The organism is Thalassotalea sp. LPB0316 (assembly GCF_014898095.1).
GTDB lineage: Bacteria > Pseudomonadota > Gammaproteobacteria > Enterobacterales > Alteromonadaceae > Thalassotalea_G.
This window is the reverse complement of sequence record NZ_CP062946.1, coordinates 2,849,076-2,866,922: the sequence shown is the minus strand read 5'-3', so window position 1 is coordinate 2,866,922 and position 17,847 is coordinate 2,849,076. Positions and strand designations below refer to the sequence as shown.

The following is a 17,847-nucleotide window of genomic DNA, read 5'->3' as shown; positions in this document are numbered from 1 at the left end:
TTCAAATAGATTTAAGAGTTTTTGAGATGTGCGAATTACTGGCGATGAGCGCCAATGTACCAACTGATATCTGTTTTAGTTTTAGTGGTTTAATGCAACGTGGTGGTAATACTGGGCCTCATAAAGATGGTTGGGGGATTACCTTTTACGAAGGTAAAGGGTGTCGCAGCTTTAAAGATCCATTGCCTAGCGCGAATTCTCCTATTGCTAAACTAGTCACTGAATATCCAATAAAAAGTGAACTGGTGGTGTGTCACATTCGTCAAGCTAATTCAGGTGCTGTGTGTTTAGAAAATACGCATCCATTTATTCGCCCCATTTCAGGTAAAAATTGGACTTATGCTCACAATGGTCAACTCGCCAACTTTAAAGAAAAGCTCGTGCTAAAACACAATTGGCCGATTGGCACAACCGATAGTGAACACGCTTATTGTTGGCTGCTCGATCAACTAGAAGAAAAGCAGCAAGCAGACGGCAAACCATTATGCTTAAAGGATTTAGCGAGCTTTATTGCTCAGCGAGCCAGTGAGATCAACCGATTAGGTGTGTTTAATTTGCTTCTTAGCGATGGTGATTATTTGCTGTGTTATTGCGCCAATAACTTGCATTACATTACTAGGCGAGCGCCATTTGGCAAGGCGAGCTTAATTGATGCGGAAGTGGTTGTCGATTTTCAGCAAGAAACAACAGAGCATGATATTGTCACCGTGATCGCAACGCAGCCACTCACCGACGATGAATCTTGGCATAAGCTTAATCCCGGACAATGGCTGGTTTTTCACCACGGTGAGCTAGTCGAACAAGGGCAAGAGCAAGTGTTGCAGGATTAACTATCCCGAGTATCCCGAGTTCAGGTTAACTATTGTTTTAGGTCTAACTTATCAAGTTGCGCTTCAAACTGGTCAACACCGTCTTTAATTTGGTACAAGCGGACCATTAAGTAATCTAGCTCTGGGGCAAACCAAGCGTAGGTTACTCGCTCTTTGTCGGCGACTTCGCGTTTATATTTCAACGCTTTGATAAGGCCATAAGGCAACATGAGCTCTTCAACGCCAACGTATTCATAACGGTAGTTTTTAATTTTGCCTGATGTCGTGATAACGTCGTAATTGAATGAGCTTTGCTCTGGCTGCTCAAGAAAAGACAGTCGCTGCTGGAGGTGATAACTCAACTTATCTTGCAAGCCTTCGCTAAAGTCGATATCAAACTCGGTTTTCTTAACTAAATTTAACGCTTTATTTTGGTTGGGGAAAAACTGCCATCGGTAGGTTTTATCTTTGCCTGTACCAGAGCGTTCAAAGGTGTATTCGTTCAGTTCAAGCTGGTAGTTATGCAATTTAACATAAGATGTTTCTTTGCGTTTTTGAGAAAAAATCATCCACTTGAGATCAGTGTAATAACTATATTCTATACGGCCGTCATCTAGCAGTGTTAGTTCGCGATATCCTTTACCGACAGGATCGCCTTTATGCAAGATATTAAAAGTGGCTTTATAAGGGGTAATAGGGAGTTGTGAAGGATTTGCAATTGCTGTTAGCGAAACCGCTAATGAAGTTAATAGTGCTACCAATTTTACCATCTATTACCACCTTAATATGCTTTTATTATCTTTATTCTTCGCTTGCGTACCCCGATGCCGGTAATGCTTGATTATCGAGTAACGCTTGATTTTCTACCATTTTTAGGCGGCCTTGGCAAAACCATTTTACTACCAAGGGGTAGATTCGATGTTCTTGCTCGTGTACTCGCATTGCTAAGTCTTCTGCTGTGTCCTCAGGGAAAACAGGTACCTTTGCTTGCAATATAACTGGGCCACCATCTAATTCTTCAGTGACAAAGTGAACACTAACACCGTGTACTGTGTCGCCTGCATCGATTGCGCGCTGGTGCGTATGCAATCCTTGGTACTTAGGCAACAAAGATGGATGAATGTTCAATAATTTTCCAGAAAATTTATCAACGAAGGCTGGCGTTAAAATACGCATAAAGCCTGCAAGCACAATAACGTCAGGATTATAAGCATCGATAGCGTCAATTAAGGCAAGATCGTAGGCTTCGCGAGTCTCGTAATCTTTGTGACTCAATACGCGATTTGCTATTCCGGCATTGGCTGCGCGAGTGAGGCCATAAGCATCGGCTTTATTTGAAATAACGCCAGTAATGGTTGCATCAATTTGTTCTGCTTTGCAGGCGTCAATTATCGCCTGCAAATTAGAACCGCTGCCTGATATAAGTACTACAATATTAGGCTTCATTGAATTAGCCTTGGTTGATCACAACTTGCTCTTCACCGTCGGCTTTATCGCTAATCTCACCGATATGCCAAGCGTTTTCGCCGTGCTCAGATAAAATAGCTAAGCTCTCTTCAACTTTATCAGCTGGAACAGCGATGATCATACCCACACCACAGTTGAAGGTACGGTACATCTCGTGAGTTGTAATGTTACCTTTTTCTTGTAACCAGTTGAAAATTTCAGGCCATTGCCATGAATCACCTTTGATCACAGCTTGCGCTGATTCAGGTAAAACACGAGGAATATTTTCCCAGAAACCACCACCAGTAATGTGTGATAGTGCGCTAACATCAACGTGTTTTAATAACGCTAGAATAGACTTAACGTAGATTTTAGTTGGCGCTAATAAGTGTTCGCTTAATGGCTTGCCGTTTAAGTCTTCACTCGTATCAGTGTTGTTAACTTCTAACACCTTGCGAATTAACGAGTAACCGTTTGAATGAGGGCCCGATGAGCCTAAGGCGATAAGTTGGTCGCCTGCTTTTACTGCGCTACCATCGAGTAAGCGTGACTTTTCAGCAACACCAACACAGAAGCCAGCAATATCGTAATCGCCAGCGTGGTACATGCCTGGCATTTCGGCCGTTTCACCACCAACTAAAGCACAACCAGCTAACACACAGCCATCGGCAATACCTGATACAACATCTGATGCTACATCAACGTCTAGTTTTGCCGTTGCGTAATAGTCGAGGAAGAATAGTGGCTCGGCGCCTTGAACGATTAAATCGTTAACACACATCGCAACAAGGTCGATACCGACAGTGTCGTGTTTTTTAAGATCAATTGCTAAGCGAAGTTTTGTGCCTACACCGTCGGTGCCTGCAACTAATACGGGCTCTTTGTAGTTAGTCGGCAATTGGCAAACAGAGCCAAACCCGCCTAAACCACCCATAACTTCAGGGCGAGTTGTGCGCTTTACCGCACCTTTAATATTCTCTACAAGTGCATTACCTGCATCAATGTCTACACCTGCATCTTTATAACTTAGCGACTGCTTCTGATCACTCACGTGGAACCTCTAATTGTTACTCTCTGTCGTTAGTGGCGCATATTCTATCAGCGCAACGCCTTGGTTGAAACATAAAGCTAAATTATTTTTTTATACTAAAGAAATTGGTAATTTGTGTGTTAAGATCCTGATTATGCAACCGATTCGTATTCAAAAAATGGCAAAGTCACTGGTTTTTACGTTAATTTTGTTGATGTCTTGTGTTTTTTTATCAGCCCAAGCTGTTGAAGTTACACAGTTATATACAGGAAAAGTTGAGGTTCAAGGTCAAGACAATACCTCGCGTGATATCGCTTTAGCGCAAGCGATGGAGCAAATATTACTCAAAGTAGGGGGTAATAATGACTTTTTAGCGCAGCAAGTCATCCTTGATGCCCTCAAAGCACCATCGCGTTTTGTTGCGCAGTTTTATTATGATCGGGTTGATCAGAAAACGCTGCTTGTTGCGGAGTTTGATGAAAACAAGATCAATCAATTGTTTTATCAGGCAGAGCTGCCGATCCTAGGCAACATCAGGCCTTTGATTGCTGTTTGGTTAGTCGAAGAACAAGACTTAAGCCGTCGGATTATCAATCACTCAAGTGAACATGTGTTAGCGCGCAAAGTGAAAGATTTTTCACAACAACGCGCGGTTCCTATGATGCTACCGTTAATGGATTTAGAAGATATCAACCGCATCCAAGTCTCTGACATTTGGGGGCGTTTCGCGGAACCTGTGAAGGCAGCATCTGAGCGATACCTAGCAGAAACTTCGGTAATTATTCGCGTATCTAATAACACCTTAATTGAACAAGATTTGGCTGTGCAAGATTGTCAGCTACCTTGTCAGCAAACCTTTTATGCCCTAGATTGGAGTATTCTAGAAAGCTATCAGCAATTTGGTGAGCGACTCCAAGGTAGCAACCCTGAGCTGTTATTAGAGCAAGCACTTGTCTCGATCAGTGAACATATTCACCAACAATATGCGCTAAGTACTAACACCAGAAATATTTTTACCATCGAAGTAGCAAACGTTGACTCCTTAAATACTTATGTTGAAATATCCAAGTTTTTAACCGATTTATCGGCGGTGAGTAACGTTACCTTGAGTTATGCTCAAGGCAGTGTTCGCCGTTTTGATATCGCCTTACTTGGTTCAAAACAAGCATTTATGGCGTCGATTAAGTTAATCGACAAGCTACAACAGTTTGTTGATCCGTTAGCTCAAGTAGATGAACAGGCAATTCCGGTATTTTATTGGCAGCAATAATGAAATCACGTTCTCAATTAACATTAAAGGTACAACTTCCCGACGACGAAACCTTTGCAAGTTTCCAAGTTGGTGAAAACCAAAGTGTAGTCAATGAACTGCGATCCTTTATTGAGGGCAATAGCCAATACCAAACCCAAGCCATGTACTTATTTGGCCCAACCTCTGTCGGTAAATCTCATTTGCTGCACGCCAGTTGTGCATTTGCCGAAGCACAGCAGCAATCGTCGATTTGTATGTCGTTTAGTGAGTTAATGAGTTTTACCCCAGAAGTGCTCGATGGTTTAGAATTTTATGATGTCATTTGCCTTGACGATATCGATTTGATCGCTGGAAAAAAAGACTGGGAACAAGCGGTATTTGATTTGTTTAATCGCGTGATTGAACAACAACACAAATTGATTATCTGTGGTCAGCAATCGGTCAAGCAATTAAATATTAGCCTGCCAGATTTAGTCTCTCGCCTCGGGTGGGGGTATGTCGAATCAATCAAGGCGTTGTCAGACGACGACAAAGTCAGCGCCATTCAATTGCGCGCGCATCAGCGAGGATTAATTTTGCACCTCGATGTTGCCAAGTTTTTATTTAATCGCGTCGAGCGCGATATGAAGAGCTTGGTGTCTAGCTTAGATGAATTGGATAAAGCGTCGATTCGCGATAAGCGCAAGATCACCATTCCTTTCATCAAAGAAGTACTGCTGTAAAGGTTGTAAGGTCAAAACAATACGTCATTCCCGAGGTGTTTTAATCGGGAATCTCTTGTTAAAGGTTTAAAGGTTATAAGGTTTTAGCTACCTTCCAACCTTCCAACCTTCCTACTTTCCAACATTCAAACATTCACGCTTTCTCAGGCAGTTTAGTGGAAATAATTGCTGCGGCTAAAATAAATAAACTCGATACAATAAGACAAGCAATCAAACCATAGCTTTGAAATACCCAACCAGAGAGCACTGTGCCAATTAATCTGCCAAGCGCATTTGCCATGTAATAAAAGCCGACATCAAGTGAGACACCATCAGCGTCTGCCATGCTAACGATCAAATAACTGTGTAACGATGAATTAATTGCAAACAGCACACCAAAAACTAATAGGCCAATCAATAGCGCTATCGGCATGGCAAAATCAACATAAAGGCAAGTGGCAATGACAACCGGGATAATGGCTAAGCTAAATGCCCAAAATACCGCATCACGCGGTTGCGCTTGGTGTCCTTTGCGATTGATCAGCTTTGGTGCGAATGATTGAACTAGCCCGTAACCGATGATCCAAAGCGCGAGAAAGCCACCAACATAATAATGATCCCAGCCAAAAGCCTGAGATAAAAATACTGGCAAGGCGACAACAAACCAAACATCTCGCGCGCCAAATAAAAACATTCGGGCAGCGGATAGTATATTTATTGCACGGCTTTTTGATAGTATTTCACGAAATTTAGGCTTGTTTTTCGCTTTGCCTAAATCTTGCTTTAATGAGACTATGCTAAATAACCAAACCAAGCACAGAGCGCCAGCCATGATCAGCATAGCGCCTTGAAATGAAAATAAGCTCAGCAATAGCCCACCCAAGAAAAAGCCAACACCTTTTAGGGCATTTTTAGAGCCTGTTAGAATGGCTACCCACTTAAATAACGTACCTTCTTGACCTTGCGCAACGAGCATTTTTATCGAGCTTTTAGCACTCATTTTATTGAGATCTTTGGCAATGCCAGAAAGTGCTTGCGCCACCATCACATAAAACATTGACAGGTAACCTGTTGGCATTGCCAGCATACCTAAGGCGATAATTTGTAATGCCAAGCCAATATTCATGGTTTTATTTAAACCAAGCCTTGCCCCTAAATAACCGCCAAATAAGTTGGTAAATACGCCAAAGAGCTCATAAAACAAAAATAACATGGCAACTTCTAGTGGCGAATAGCCAAGTTGGTGGAAAAACAACACCACTAACATGCGCAGTGCGCCATCGGTTAGGGTAAACGCCCAATAATTACCAGTAACAATTAGGTATTGTTTTATTTCGTTAGATAAGGTTGCCATGTCATTAATTTCGTTATTATTTGTCAGATAGACCAACTTTTAAAGCAAGCTCTGCCGTGCGGTTGGCATAGCCCCATTCATTGTCGTACCACAAGTACATTTTAACTTGGGTGCCATTGACCACCATGGTTGACAAGGCATCAACAATCGTAGAACGCGGATCAGTTTTGTAATCGATAGACACTAGCGGCTTTTCCTCATAGCCCAAAATACCTTTAAGCTCACCGTTAGCGGCTTTTTCCATCATGGCATTGATTTCAGCTTCGGTTGTTGGGCGATTAATCTCAAAAACACAGTCGGTAATTGATGCATTTGCCAGTGGAACTCGCACCGCGTGGCCGTTTAGTTTGCCCTTTAACTCAGGAAAAATATGGGTAATTGCCGTAGCAGAGCCGGTAGTCGTTGGAATTAAACTCATACCGCAAGCGCGAGCACGGCGCAAATCTTTATGAGGCGCATCTAAAATGGTTTGCGTGTTAGTAATGTCGTGGATGGTGGTCATGCTACCGTGTTTAATGCCGATATTGTCTTGTAATACTTTAACGACCGGCGCTAAGCAGTTTGTCGTGCATGACGCTGCAGTAACAATAGGGTATTTGTCTTTGTCGTATAGATCGTCATTAACACCCATGACGATATTTAAAACGCCATCTTCTTTTACTGGCGCTGTTACAACAACGCGTTTGACACCCTGATCAAGGTAAGCTTGCAGTTTGGCTTTGGATTTCATCACGCCCGATGCTTCAATGACGAGATCGCAGCCTGACCAATCGGTTTCACTGATTGTGGCATTTTGGCTACACGATATTTTGCTATCGCCAATAAGGATGTTTTCGCCATTACTGCTAACGTCTTTGTTCCAGGTACCGTGAACTGAATCGTATTTAAGTAAATGGGCTAGCGTTTCGGCATTACCTGCTAGATCGTTGATTTGAATAAACTCCATTTCAGGCCAATCAAAAGCAGCGCGTAATGCTAGTCTGCCCATCCGGCCAAAGCCGTTAATTCCCACTTTAATCGTCATGTTATCTTCCTAGTGTTAATTTAAATAAAATCTTGATTGTCGCTTAACTAATTTCGGTACAGCTTAGCAGACTAGGCCTTTATTTGGCCGCTCTCTCATTGCTTTTAATCGCTCAATGCTCTCTGCGGTATAGTCTGGTTGGTGAATAAGCGTGTTTGTCAGGGTTAACTTCATCCAGCTTGGCAGTGTTGCGTTGAGTCGGTAAAACACCCATTGTTGGTGCTTTCTATCGACCAATAAGCCTTGCTTTTTCAACTGTGCTAAATGGCGTGAAACTTTAGGCTGACTGTCTTGGGCTAACGCGGTCATCAATTCACAAACGCACAATTCCCCCTCAAGTATGATAAGTAACAGGGATTGCAAGCGAATATCGTCAGCTAAGCATTGATAGAACTGCTTCGGCGTAATGGTGAACTTGTTAAAGTCGCCAACCTCAGCTAATAGCACTTGGATGTGGCGATTGATCTGGTTTAATGCTTGAGCAAATGAGGCCTTGGTGTTTTCAGTTTTTGGATCAGCAATCGCCCAGTGCTGATAATTTTTGCCGTGGCTTAGTTGTTGGCATTCATGCGCTGCACTTTCACATAAGGTAACCACTAAATCAAAATCAACAGTGTTAACTGTTTCTATTGATTTTGAATAGAGAAAGTCGTGCTCAACATTGAGTTCAGCTAGCAGTGATAAGGCAATAGGGCTAGGTGAGTTTGGCTGGGTGCCAGCGCTATAAACCTCTACTTGGCCATGCGCATGATGTCGCAGCATGGCTTCAGCCATGAGTGAGCGCGCAGAGTTTTCGGTGCACAAAAATAGAACTTTCACAACGCTTGTCGACCTCACATATAAATATCAAACGCATTATATAATAAAAAACGTATATAACAAGTTTGTTATATGTATTAATTACTGAAGGATTCTCATGCTTTACATTTGTTTTTTATTAAAAATAGTTAAATGCTTAGAGGGTTGCTACTTTCTATTAAGGAAAAAATAATGTCATATGTTGATTGTTTTGTTGCCGCTGTGCCAATTAAAAATAAAGCAAGCTATCTGGCGCATGCCAAGGCGACAGGCGAGCTATTTATTGAATTTGGCGCAATAGAGTTGGTTGAAAACTGGGGGGATGATGTCCCTGATGGCGAATTGACTTCTCTCCCTATGGCCGTAAAAGCAAATGCTGATGAAGCGGTAGTCTTTTCATGGGTCGTTTGGCCATCAAAAGAAATTAGAGACAAGGGCTGGAGTGCAATCATGGCTGATTCAAGAATGTCTCCAGAGCATAATCCAATGCCATTTGATGGTAAACGTTTAATCTATGGTGGCTTTGATACAATATTGCGGCTTGGCGCTTCATGAGTTAATAAAAAAGCCTGCGACGCAGGCTTTCCAATAGATTACTTCTTGGGTAAGGGCTTGAAGCCATAGGGCAGGGTTTCTATGGCACCAGAAAGTTCAGTGTTTTGCTTGATTTTAAGGCTTTGATTTCCAAGCTTGAGGGTCGAGACAGGCATAGGAGCAGGAGAAATCGCTAAATTTTCAAGCCAATCATTGCCTGCTGTCATTGCTATTGGCGTCGGTAGTGCATTAATCGCCGTATCAACGTCAAATTCAGGTAATATTCGCGTGGTTACATAGTCTGCTCGCACTGACACATTAGGCTCGGCGATACGGCCTCGTTGGCCCCAGGCTACAATATAATCGGTAATTGAGATATTATTGCCTTGCGGAAGGTTGGTGACGGCAACATCACGTCTGATACCGTAGCGGCTTTGCATCATCAATTCTTCAAACAACATAGCTAAGTCTTCACGCGGTGTTAAATAGGCGTAGTAGTCGCTGGCATTATCACCCGTAAAAAAGCTGGCGATATCATTGGGTGTATAATTGCGCTGAGTGGTACTTGCGTTATTCCCTCGAAAGCTAACATCAGCTAAATTTTTCATCACTTGGCTACTCAGTGGATAAGTCGCATCGAGCTTATCTGACTCCCAATTCGTCGCTGTTGCTGCATCTAAGATACGCGCACTTGACGCGTGGCTCTGCCATTCTGCCGGTGGGAAAAAATCATTTGCATGCGCAAGTTCGTGATAAAGCAAAGAGGTTAACCGGTGCAGATTATCTTGGATGTCGCGATCAGTTCGGTTCGCTCTCGATTGTCTGACATAAGCATAATCATTATTGTTAACGTAGCGCCACGGCATAACAAACTGTAGATCGTTACCAAATGACGAGCGGTAATCAGGGGCTTCATTTATGGTGTCGCGCTCGAGTGCAGTTTGCCATAAATTTTCCGGATCGAGATAAATGGCGCCGGTGGCAGCCCAATAAAAAGATGGCCTAACATCGTAGGATAAAACAACAGCCGTAGTCGCTCTTAATAGATTTTTAAAATCGTTATGAGGGTCGTGATTTTCCAAAAAGCTTTTGAAGCGATCGCCCATCCATTGGTGTGAGACGACAACTCGATTCATGATGTCATCAACCGTTGGCGATGTTGTCTCTTGAGCGATAAGAGGCAAGGTGGCTAATGTACACGAGCTATTGAGTTGATTTGAATAAACACAGCCGACAATATCATCAGCGTAGGGTGAATTGCTCTGGTATGTAAATACCGTCGCTACAGGTTCATCAAAATACGGATCGTTTGGGTTAACTGGCGGTTTATTTTCAACTAATACAGCGACAACATCGCTTTGGCCTGATTCGCTGTCTGTTGCTTCAAAGCTAATAATGGTGTCTTTTGTCACCATGGGGGCATCAAAATAAAGGACTAAATTGGTCTGGCTATCACCTTGCTCAAGTGTAACGGCAGGGCCTTGGGTTTGTTGCCAACTGATATTTGCTTCATTAACACCGTTATCAATTACTGCCCTAAGCGAGACCTTATTACCTTCAACAACACTGTGGCCTGAATGAATACTGACTAGTGCTGCTTGGCTGTCAACGTCAAAACTTTTTGACAATTGGTAATTTTGACCTTGCTGGCTAAAGCTCACTTCAAACGTGTAGCTGGCACTTTCTTGAGGTAATAGCGAAATCGTTTTTGCTGTCGCTGATAATATTTCTAAGCTCGGCCCAGATGTTTGTCGCCATTGAATATTGGTTGGGTTGCTATTTGCTGAGGGCGGTAAGATGAAAAGCTCAACACTCTGATTTTGCATAATACTGTCATCTAACATGCCAATTTCAGTGACGATAGTTGATGGTGTTCCGGGTGAGGGTGATTCACCACTGTTATTATCGCTACCACCGCCGCCACCGCATGCAGTTAGCAGTAACATACTGGATAAACTCATGATTGATGAGAGTGAACTTTTCATAGTCATCCTTTTATTTCTCGTTTTTGTCAGCCTTCTTTTCTCTAATACTTAGACCGAGTTCTTGGCCGCGGTATTTCGCGTAATAGGTGCCACCATAAAACATCAAGCTAGCAAAAAGCAATTCCAGTGCGGCAAAAATACGCTCTTCAGGCGCAACCCATAAGGTTGTCAAACTATGCAGAAAATAAATCATGACAATGAAGTTTGCCCAGGCATAGGTATACGGCTTGCCTTGTAAAATGCCTTTTAATGGAAAAACTAACGGCAAAGTGAACATAATTAATGACAGCGTCGGAGAAAGTGATTGTGACGGCGCTAACACGATTAGCCACAATGGCATATAAACCAACAGCGAAAAATAGCCTATTAAGGCTATTTTTCGATAGGTTTGCGTGCTGTATTTCTGTACTTTAGCCATGTTATTTGATCAATGCTAAGACGTTTTCAGGAGGGCGGCCAATAACCGCTTTCTCACCGTTCGAAACGATTGGGCGCTCAACCAATTTTGGGGTATTAACCATAGCTTCGAGTAACGTAGCGTCGTCGGCACCTTTTAAGTTTTGCTCTTTAAATTCCGCTTCTTTGGTGCGCATCATGTCGATAACACTAACACCTAATTGCGCTTGTAGCTCAGTTAACTGGGCTCGAGTTAACGGCGTTTTTAAGTACTCAACAACAGTGACATCGGCGTTGTTTTCTTCAATTAGTTGTAACGTTTGACGGCTTTTAGAACATCTTGGGTTGTGGTAAATCGTTAACATAACTCTCTCTATAAACGTTTTAATTTATTTTCTTCATTTTGGAATTGCAAAATTCTAGCTTTGATACGCTTTTGAACCAAGGGTTTGTCACCAAAATAATTATAGGCGGTTTGCAGTTCATCTACTGCTCGACTGTATCCGCCAAGCAATGCGTAGACCTCTGCTTGGGTTGCGTGCATGTTGCCCTTATCATTTTGCTTGCGGTAGACACCCGTTAGTAAATCGTAACCAATGTAATTTTCTGGACTAACGATCAGGAAGTCTTTGAGTAGTTGTTCGGCTTTATCTAGCTTACCAGCTTCTTGCAATACATTGGCGTAGTTTAAACTGACTACTTGGTTATTCGGCATAAACTTATGCGCTTTTTCTAACATGGCTAATGCCGTGTCAAAGTCTTTTAGGGCAATATAGGTATCACTTAAGGCATCGATATAAAACAAGTTGTGAGTATCAGCTTGATATAACGATTCTAAGTTTGTTTTTGCTTGTTGGTAGTCTTTAGCTTCAAAATAACTCAAGGCTAAGCCATAGCGCGCGGCTTCTTCTAAGCGGTAACGCTTTTTATCAAGTTGATTTTGAAAGTAGGTGATGTTGTGCTCGTCATTCTTTTGATAACGCGCCTGAATTCTTGCCTTGGTTAACTCAAACGGCAAAGAGGGGGGTAACTGCACACGCGGATAGGTTTGTGCACGTAAGCGGGCATCTGAAATACGTGAATCTGGCAATGGGTGAGTCAGTAGCATTGCTGGTGGCTTACTTTTATAGCGAAACTCTTCTGACATTTTGCCAAAGAAGCTCGGCGCGCCGTTTGGATCGAAACCACTGTAGGCTAAAAGTGCAATACCAACGCGATCCGCTTCTTTCTCATTACCACGGGTATAATTAATCGATGCTTGTTGCGTGGCCGCCATTGAGGTTGATAATGCTGCCATACCCACTTGCGGATTAATTAGCGTAAGTAATACGCCTGTTACCATACCGGCTATCGATAGTGATTGCGTTCGAGATTGCTCTTCTAGGCGGCGTGCCAAATGGCGTTGGGTGACGTGCGAAATTTCGTGGGCAACAACTGAAGCGAGTTCACTTTCGGTATCTGCGGTTGTAATTAGACCGCTGTGAATACCAATATGGCCACCAAAGAAGGCAAAGGCGTTAAGTTCATTATTATTAACAATAAAAAACTCAAACGGATAGTTTACATCATTCGCGTTGCGCACTAGTCGATTGCCTAAGTCATTGATGTATTCGATCAACACAGGATCTTGTAAAAGTGGTTGGCTCGCGCGCAACTGTCTCATCAACGCGAGGCCGATTTGACGTTCTTTGTCGATTGATAAAACGCTGGTGCCCGCCGAGCCTATTTCAGGCAGGGCGTTTTTGTCGTTTTGCTTGCTCGCCATGGCATTACCTGTACCTGCTACAGCGAAAGTTAATAACGCAGAGCACAGGATATGTTTGAATTTAGTCATTAAAAATCCGTAGTATCGTCAGGGCTCTCAATTAACCCTGAGGTGACATCGTGGTAACCTGAGTTATTGCGAATACGGTGATCGACTTCCTTGTAGAATTCGGCAATGCTATAGCCTCGAATTTCAACGATTTCAAAATCTTCTTCTAATATTTTTATTAACCGACTTACCGTGCGAAACGCGTATTTAACTAGCTCTACGTCTGCTTCGTCACCGTTTTCGTGGGTGAAGAATAGATACGAGGGTAAGCTGTTGACGCGAAAAAGCATGCGCATGGTTTCAGGGTGCCACTCTTTAAACGGGCAATGAGGACTTTTTACTAGGGTGCGATTCACTTTTTCGTTTAACGCGATTGGAAAGCAGTGCAACTCGTAGCCCATTTTGTTGTAGGTGTGGCGCAGCGCGATTTGTGGTTTGTTCTGCACAACAATTTCACCTGTAGGCAAACGCTCACCACCAAGCAGTTTTAAATTCCACGTGTTTTTATTGAGGATTTGTTTATAAGCACTATCAAATCCATGGGTTAAAATACCATCTACTTCACCGATAGAGCTCGCTACCATGTGATAAATCGCCGGCACCTCGCCCCAGTTTAATTTGCGTTTGTACGCATTAATTTCTTTGAGGTTTGGGTGCTCTGGTAAACTTTGCATAACGTGGAAAAGACTCCTAAAATCAAAAAATAAGCGAATTATCTCAACAAGTCATTGTAATCAATTGTCGCAAAATAGATAATCAAACAAAAGGTATTGTTAAGAAAAATTTATGCACTTTGAATACGATGCCACTAAAGAAAAATGTCCGCTACCTTTAGTGAAATTGCGTGTAATTTTAAAAAAAATGCAACCTAGTGATACTTGTATGATTCAAATATCTGATAAAGGTTCGATAAAAGATATTCCTAAATTGCTCAAGGAGCAAGGATTTCAATTTAATCTCAAGCAAATTAGCACCGCCACCACCCAAATTGATATTACGACAGGTTAACTTATATGGTTAGAATGCTTACCGATTGGTACAAACAGAAGTTCTCCGATCCTAATGCTGTTGCATTAATCGTTATTTTACTTGCACTGTTTGTTTTATTTTATTTTTTCAATAATATCTTGATGCCCGTGTTTGTTGCGCTGGCGATTGCATTTTTACTCGATAAACCGGTAAATCGGTTGAGCCGATTAGGCCTTGGCCGGAGCATTTCAACGACGGTAATCGTCACTTTGTTTGTTGGTATTTCAATGCTAGCCATCCTCGGTTTAATGCCAATAGTTTGGCAACAAGGGGCTAATTTAATCAATGAAGCACCCGCGATGATTTCTTCTGCTCAGCAGTACTTGTTTACCTTGCCCGAACGTTATCCTGAGCTGATCAGCGTTGAACAACTTCAAACCTTGATTAGCTTAACTAAGCAGAAGGTACTGCAGTGGGGAGAGCTCATCTTAGAAGGGTCACTTAATTCGTTGTCGAACATTGTCGCTTTATTGGTTTACCTCATTTTAGTGCCGTTAATGGTGTTTTTCTTTTTAAAAGACAAGCAGGCGTTAATATCACAAGTTACTCGTTTTTTGCCGAAAGAGCGCCGTTTAGCGTCACAAGTCGGTGATGAAATGAATCAGCAAATCCTTAATTACGTGCGCGGTAAAATTATTGAAATCTTGATTATCGGCGCGGCATCAACCTTGGCATTTTTATTTTTAGACTTGCGCTATGCCGTGCTATTGGGCGTATTAGTTGGCTTATCGGTACTCGTACCCTATGTTGGCGCAACTATCGTAACAATTCCCGTGTTACTCGTCGCCTTATTTCAATTTGGTATTTCACCTGAATTTGGTTATGTGATGCTCGCATACGGCATTATTCAAGCACTCGATGGTAATCTATTAGTGCCATTATTGTTTTCCGAAGCGGTAAATTTACATCCGGTGACGATTATTGTTGCCGTAATATTTTTCGGTGGTTTGTGGGGATTTTGGGGGGTATTTTTCGCAATTCCACTCGCGACGCTAGTTAAAGCCGTTATCAACGCTTGGTCAACACAAGTGATTGACGCACCGCAGCAACAAAGCGAATAAAAACCCAGAGTAAAAATAAAGGGAGCAATAGCTCCCTTTATTTTTACATATAATGTGTTTAGCCTAATTGGGCTAAAACGTCTAATACCACTTGATGATGGTCCTTAGTTTTGAACTTGTTAAATACGTGTTCAATGTTGCCATCTAAGCCAATTAAAAAGCTGATGCGGTGAATACCATCATATTCTCTACCCATGAACTTCTTTAATCCCCATACGCCAAACTCGTCTGCCACTTTGTGATCGACATCCGACAATAACGTAAAGTTTAATTCATCGCGTTGACAAAATTTAGCTAAACGCTTCGGCTCATCAGGGCTAATACCAAAGACCACAGTGTTGTGATCGTCAAGTGCGGTTTTGGCATCGCGTAGATTTTGTGCTTGTGTAGTACAGCCGGGTGTCATGGCTTTTGGGTAGAAGTACACTAATACGCGTTTTTTACCAATGAAATCATTTAAGTTTACTGTGTTTTCGTTTTCGTCGAGTAATGAAAAAAGTGGTGCTTTATCACCTACAGTTAAGGTATTCATAACCTGCCTTTTTAATAGTTAGTTTTTTTAATACAACCTTGAACGTTAAATTGTTCGCAAAGTTGAAGAAATTCATTTTCTAGTGCATTGATACACGAATCACCGTTCATCGTAAACATAAGCGTGGCACTCATGATATCCGTTTCTGGGTTGATCTCAGAGCGCAATGACGATAAATCGATATTGCGGTGAGCAAAAAATGCGGTAACCGCCTTTAATACCCCTGGTTGGTCAATGCCTGAATATTGCGCTTGATACTGTTGGGAGTGATCAAGTGGCTTATAACCTGAAGTACGTTTCATCATGGTTAATAGTTCAAGTTCCATTGCCCTTGCTGGCAACTTGACTTCTAGCTGGTTGATGCTTGCATTGTCTCCTTTGAGCATCATGATAAAGGCAAATTCTTCACCGAAAATCGCCATTTTGCTGTCGAGTATGTTACAACCACATTCACTAGCAAGCTTGATTAGTTCACTTACAATACCTGTGCGGTCAGGGCCCATTGCCGTTAATACTAAATACTGAGACATCAATTAACCGTTAATTATTTTTAATAAAACACTATTGTAACGCAACTTTTCACCATTATTTAAGTCTCAATCTTGTTATTTAAATAAATCAGTTAATTTATCGCCTAGCCACTTGTGTTTGTTAGATCAGCCAAGTACCATGAGGCTCACGAAATTTGCAGCTTTTATGTTGCTGTGTTGAACAATAAAAATAAAGCCAGTAGGCTTTGATAGAACTAAGCGCGATGCTTAGTCAAAAGACGTTATTCTTTGGGAGTGTTAATGAATCGTCAATTGCTTTATGTATCGTTACTCAGTGCGGCTATTGTTGCCTGTTCAAGTAACGACAAAAGAACGGCTGATGGTGGCTTTGAGTATATGAAAGTCGATGAAGGTAAGCCTTTAACCATGCCGGAAGGATTACAAACACCGAAGCAAGAAACAACGTATTTTATTACCACAGACATTAATACAAGTGGTCCTGTTGGTAAAAATATGGATATCAGAGCACCTTCTTTGGTGTTACCTGTCGCTACATCGACACGGTTAGAGCCAGGCTCGAATGATGCTGTTGTTTGGTTTGACCAAGAAATTGATGATGTCAAACTGAGTGACTTTGTCCAACAAACGATTGCCGATATGTTAATTGAGAACAATGCTCAGTTAACGGTTGTTGATGCGGCCAATCACGTCTATGAATCATCGTGGATCAACAATGAATCAGAAGAGGGTGGTTTCTTTAGATCTAAGATTGACTCAACGTCAGAAAAATACCGCTATAGCTTTGATGTAAAACCACATGGTCGAAGCTTGTTATTGAAAGTCGAGTTGGTGGATTACAAAGCCAATGTTTTGAAAGGTAAATTAACGCCAATTGATAAGCACCGTGCAGAAGTTGCAATGGTTAATACGGTTATTGGTCATGTTGATTATAAATACCGTGAAATACAGCGCGAACATCGCTTGATGATCGCTAATCAAAAACTATTATCGACTGGATTTAACGATAAACAAGAGCCGAGCTTCTTTGTTGAACTTCAAGAAGATTTATTGTGGCAAAATTTACCGCTGTTCTTCAATGACTATGGCTTTACCGTAAATGACTTAAACGAAACGCGCCGTATTTATTACGTAACCTTTGAAAAGCCTGAAATTGGCTTGTGGGATACTTTATGGGGCAGTGATACACCAATTGTTGAAATAGAAAATGCCAAATATCAGTTTAGGTTGTACAACACCGAGACACCGACAAAAACGGCATTAACCATATACAATGAAGCAGGTGAGCCTGTGCCGATGGAAGTACTTGAGAAAATCTTCCCAGTTGTTGAGCCAGGGCTGTCATTTAGAAATATTTTCTAAATATAGCGAATAGCAAAACCAAAGGGCAAAGTCTGCTAATGACTTTGCCCTTTTTCTTTAGTGCAAAGGAATGTTTAACTAAGTCAATTAGTTGAATACTAATCAAGCCTATAAAAGACTTATCGTTATATTTTATTCGCCAAAATAAGTAAACCTGAAAAAGTCTTTTTAATGCAGTTGCCGTTCATTTGTAAATAGCTATAAGTCTTTGT

Annotated in this window: 20 protein-coding genes; 7 read left to right on the top strand and 13 right to left on the bottom strand. The window is 41.8% G+C overall.

Features of this window, described 5'->3' with window-relative positions; all coding sequences use genetic code 11:
• Window positions 1-26 precede the first annotated feature (26 nt).
• Complete coding sequence (locus LP316_RS12935; protein ID WP_193021568.1) at window positions 27-830, top strand: class II glutamine amidotransferase; 804 nt, start codon at window positions 27-29, stop codon at window positions 828-830.
• 29 nt (window positions 831-859) lie between these two features.
• On the opposite strand, the gene LP316_RS12930 is transcribed toward LP316_RS12935, so the two are convergent.
• The 3 genes from LP316_RS12930 to purM are packed head-to-tail and all read right to left on the bottom strand — an operon-like array spanning window position 860 to window position 3,306.
• Window positions 860-1,579, bottom strand: a complete 720-nt coding sequence (locus LP316_RS12930; RefSeq protein ID WP_193021567.1) for a DUF3108 domain-containing protein — start codon at window positions 1,577-1,579, stop codon at window positions 860-862.
• 31 nt (window positions 1,580-1,610) lie between these two features.
• A complete protein-coding gene (gene purN / locus LP316_RS12925; protein ID WP_193021566.1) occupies window positions 1,611-2,255 on the bottom strand; it encodes a phosphoribosylglycinamide formyltransferase in 645 nt (214 codons plus the stop codon).
• A gap of 4 nt (window positions 2,256-2,259) precedes the next feature.
• Entirely contained in the window at window positions 2,260-3,306 is a 1,047-nt protein-coding gene (gene purM, locus LP316_RS12920) for a phosphoribosylformylglycinamidine cyclo-ligase (RefSeq protein WP_193021565.1), read from the bottom strand.
• Between the two features lie 133 nt (window positions 3,307-3,439).
• Between purM and LP316_RS12915 the strand changes: the two genes are divergently transcribed.
• Together LP316_RS12915 and hda are read left to right on the top strand one after the other, a co-directional pair.
• Window positions 3,440-4,555 carry a DUF2066 domain-containing protein gene (locus LP316_RS12915; protein ID WP_193021564.1) on the top strand — a complete coding sequence of 372 codons (1,116 nt, stop codon included), beginning with the start codon at window positions 3,440-3,442 and terminating at the stop codon, window positions 4,553-4,555.
• Window positions 4,555-5,259: a DnaA inactivator Hda gene (hda, locus tag LP316_RS12910; RefSeq protein ID WP_193021563.1), complete on the top strand. Its 705-nt coding sequence runs from the start codon at window positions 4,555-4,557 to the stop codon at window positions 5,257-5,259. The genes LP316_RS12915 and hda overlap by 1 nt, the downstream gene beginning before the upstream one ends.
• A 133-nt stretch (window positions 5,260-5,392) precedes the next feature.
• Here hda and arsJ read toward each other — a convergent pair whose 3' ends face one another.
• The 3 genes from arsJ to LP316_RS12895 all read right to left on the bottom strand — a co-directional run bounded on the left by arsJ (window position 5,393) and on the right by LP316_RS12895 (window position 8,435).
• Window positions 5,393-6,592 (bottom strand): organoarsenical effux MFS transporter ArsJ, encoded by a 1,200-nt coding sequence (gene arsJ, locus LP316_RS12905; RefSeq protein WP_193021562.1) that lies wholly within the window; start codon window positions 6,590-6,592, stop codon window positions 5,393-5,395.
• Window positions 6,593-6,608: 16 nt separating this feature from the next.
• On the bottom strand, window positions 6,609-7,616 hold the full coding sequence (locus LP316_RS12900; RefSeq protein WP_193021561.1) for an ArsJ-associated glyceraldehyde-3-phosphate dehydrogenase: 1,008 nt from the start codon (window positions 7,614-7,616) through the stop codon (window positions 6,609-6,611).
• 63 nt (window positions 7,617-7,679) lie between these two features.
• A complete protein-coding gene (locus LP316_RS12895; RefSeq protein ID WP_193021560.1) occupies window positions 7,680-8,435 on the bottom strand; it encodes a metalloregulator ArsR/SmtB family transcription factor in 756 nt (251 codons plus the stop codon).
• A 171-nt stretch (window positions 8,436-8,606) separates the two neighbouring features.
• On the opposite strand from LP316_RS12895, the gene LP316_RS12890 reads away from it, so the two are divergent.
• The gene (locus LP316_RS12890; RefSeq protein WP_193021559.1) at window positions 8,607-8,969 is read left to right on the top strand and encodes a DUF1428 domain-containing protein; all 363 of its coding nucleotides are present in this window, start codon (window positions 8,607-8,609) and stop codon (window positions 8,967-8,969) included.
• Between the two features lie 38 nt (window positions 8,970-9,007).
• Here LP316_RS12890 and LP316_RS12885 read toward each other — a convergent pair whose 3' ends face one another.
• Genes LP316_RS12885 through LP316_RS12865 form a run of 5 tightly spaced genes read right to left on the bottom strand, consistent with a single transcriptional unit; the run spans window position 9,008 to window position 13,816 of the window.
• Window positions 9,008-10,933: a hypothetical protein gene (locus LP316_RS12885; RefSeq protein ID WP_193021558.1), complete on the bottom strand. Its 1,926-nt coding sequence runs from the start codon at window positions 10,931-10,933 to the stop codon at window positions 9,008-9,010.
• Between the two features lie 10 nt (window positions 10,934-10,943).
• The gene (locus LP316_RS12880) at window positions 10,944-11,351 is read right to left on the bottom strand and encodes a DUF2069 domain-containing protein (RefSeq protein WP_193021557.1); all 408 of its coding nucleotides are present in this window, start codon (window positions 11,349-11,351) and stop codon (window positions 10,944-10,946) included.
• 1 nt (window position 11,352) lies between these two features.
• Window positions 11,353-11,694 (bottom strand): arsenate reductase (glutaredoxin), encoded by a 342-nt coding sequence (gene arsC, locus LP316_RS12875; protein ID WP_193021556.1) that lies wholly within the window; start codon window positions 11,692-11,694, stop codon window positions 11,353-11,355.
• An 8-nt stretch (window positions 11,695-11,702) separates the two neighbouring features.
• Window positions 11,703-13,163, bottom strand: a complete 1,461-nt coding sequence (locus LP316_RS12870; RefSeq protein ID WP_226960745.1) for a M48 family metalloprotease — start codon at window positions 13,161-13,163, stop codon at window positions 11,703-11,705.
• Window positions 13,163-13,816, bottom strand: coding sequence for a hypothetical protein (locus tag LP316_RS12865; RefSeq protein ID WP_193021555.1), 654 nt, complete (start codon window positions 13,814-13,816; stop codon window positions 13,163-13,165). Before LP316_RS12865 ends, LP316_RS12870 begins: the two co-directional genes overlap by 1 nt.
• A 112-nt stretch (window positions 13,817-13,928) precedes the next feature.
• Between LP316_RS12865 and LP316_RS12860 the strand changes: the two genes are divergently transcribed.
• Window positions 13,929-14,150: a sulfurtransferase TusA family protein gene (locus LP316_RS12860; protein WP_193021554.1), complete on the top strand. Its 222-nt coding sequence runs from the start codon at window positions 13,929-13,931 to the stop codon at window positions 14,148-14,150.
• A gap of 5 nt (window positions 14,151-14,155) precedes the next feature.
• Window positions 14,156-15,232: an AI-2E family transporter gene (locus LP316_RS12855; protein ID WP_193021553.1), complete on the top strand. Its 1,077-nt coding sequence runs from the start codon at window positions 14,156-14,158 to the stop codon at window positions 15,230-15,232.
• Window positions 15,233-15,290: 58 nt separating this feature from the next.
• On the opposite strand, the gene bcp is transcribed toward LP316_RS12855, so the two are convergent.
• Complete coding sequence (gene bcp / locus LP316_RS12850) at window positions 15,291-15,764, bottom strand: thioredoxin-dependent thiol peroxidase (RefSeq protein WP_193021552.1); 474 nt, start codon at window positions 15,762-15,764, stop codon at window positions 15,291-15,293.
• An 11-nt stretch (window positions 15,765-15,775) separates the two neighbouring features.
• Entirely contained in the window at window positions 15,776-16,294 is a 519-nt protein-coding gene (locus LP316_RS12845) for a glycine cleavage system protein R (RefSeq protein WP_193021551.1), read from the bottom strand.
• 261 nt (window positions 16,295-16,555) lie between these two features.
• Between LP316_RS12845 and bamC the strand changes: the two genes are divergently transcribed.
• The gene (gene bamC / locus LP316_RS12840; RefSeq protein ID WP_193021550.1) at window positions 16,556-17,635 is read left to right on the top strand and encodes an outer membrane protein assembly factor BamC; all 1,080 of its coding nucleotides are present in this window, start codon (window positions 16,556-16,558) and stop codon (window positions 17,633-17,635) included.
• Window positions 17,636-17,847: the final 212 nt, after the last annotated feature.

Coding starts and splice junctions, on each gene's coding strand:
- LP316_RS12935 (WP_193021568.1), top strand. CDS start 27: ATGTGCGAATTACTGGCGATGAGCGCCAATGTACCAACTGATATCTGT.
- LP316_RS12930 (WP_193021567.1), bottom strand. CDS start 1,579: ATGGTAAAATTGGTAGCACTATTAACTTCATTAGCGGTTTCGCTAACA.
- purN (WP_193021566.1), bottom strand. CDS start 2,255: ATGAAGCCTAATATTGTAGTACTTATATCAGGCAGCGGTTCTAATTTG.
- LP316_RS12915 (WP_193021564.1), top strand. CDS start 3,440: ATGCAACCGATTCGTATTCAAAAAATGGCAAAGTCACTGGTTTTTACG.
- hda (WP_193021563.1), top strand. CDS start 4,555: ATGAAATCACGTTCTCAATTAACATTAAAGGTACAACTTCCCGACGAC.
- arsJ (WP_193021562.1), bottom strand. CDS start 6,592: ATGGCAACCTTATCTAACGAAATAAAACAATACCTAATTGTTACTGGT.
- LP316_RS12900 (WP_193021561.1), bottom strand. CDS start 7,616: ATGACGATTAAAGTGGGAATTAACGGCTTTGGCCGGATGGGCAGACTA.
- LP316_RS12890 (WP_193021559.1), top strand. CDS start 8,607: ATGTCATATGTTGATTGTTTTGTTGCCGCTGTGCCAATTAAAAATAAA.
- LP316_RS12885 (WP_193021558.1), bottom strand. CDS start 10,933: ATGAAAAGTTCACTCTCATCAATCATGAGTTTATCCAGTATGTTACTG.
- LP316_RS12880 (WP_193021557.1), bottom strand. CDS start 11,351: ATGGCTAAAGTACAGAAATACAGCACGCAAACCTATCGAAAAATAGCC.
- arsC (WP_193021556.1), bottom strand. CDS start 11,694: ATGTTAACGATTTACCACAACCCAAGATGTTCTAAAAGCCGTCAAACG.
- LP316_RS12870 (WP_226960745.1), bottom strand. CDS start 13,163: ATGACTAAATTCAAACATATCCTGTGCTCTGCGTTATTAACTTTCGCT.
- LP316_RS12865 (WP_193021555.1), bottom strand. CDS start 13,816: ATGCAAAGTTTACCAGAGCACCCAAACCTCAAAGAAATTAATGCGTAC.
- LP316_RS12860 (WP_193021554.1), top strand. CDS start 13,929: ATGCACTTTGAATACGATGCCACTAAAGAAAAATGTCCGCTACCTTTA.
- LP316_RS12855 (WP_193021553.1), top strand. CDS start 14,156: ATGGTTAGAATGCTTACCGATTGGTACAAACAGAAGTTCTCCGATCCT.
- bcp (WP_193021552.1), bottom strand. CDS start 15,764: ATGAATACCTTAACTGTAGGTGATAAAGCACCACTTTTTTCATTACTC.
- LP316_RS12845 (WP_193021551.1), bottom strand. CDS start 16,294: ATGTCTCAGTATTTAGTATTAACGGCAATGGGCCCTGACCGCACAGGT.
- bamC (WP_193021550.1), top strand. CDS start 16,556: ATGAATCGTCAATTGCTTTATGTATCGTTACTCAGTGCGGCTATTGTT.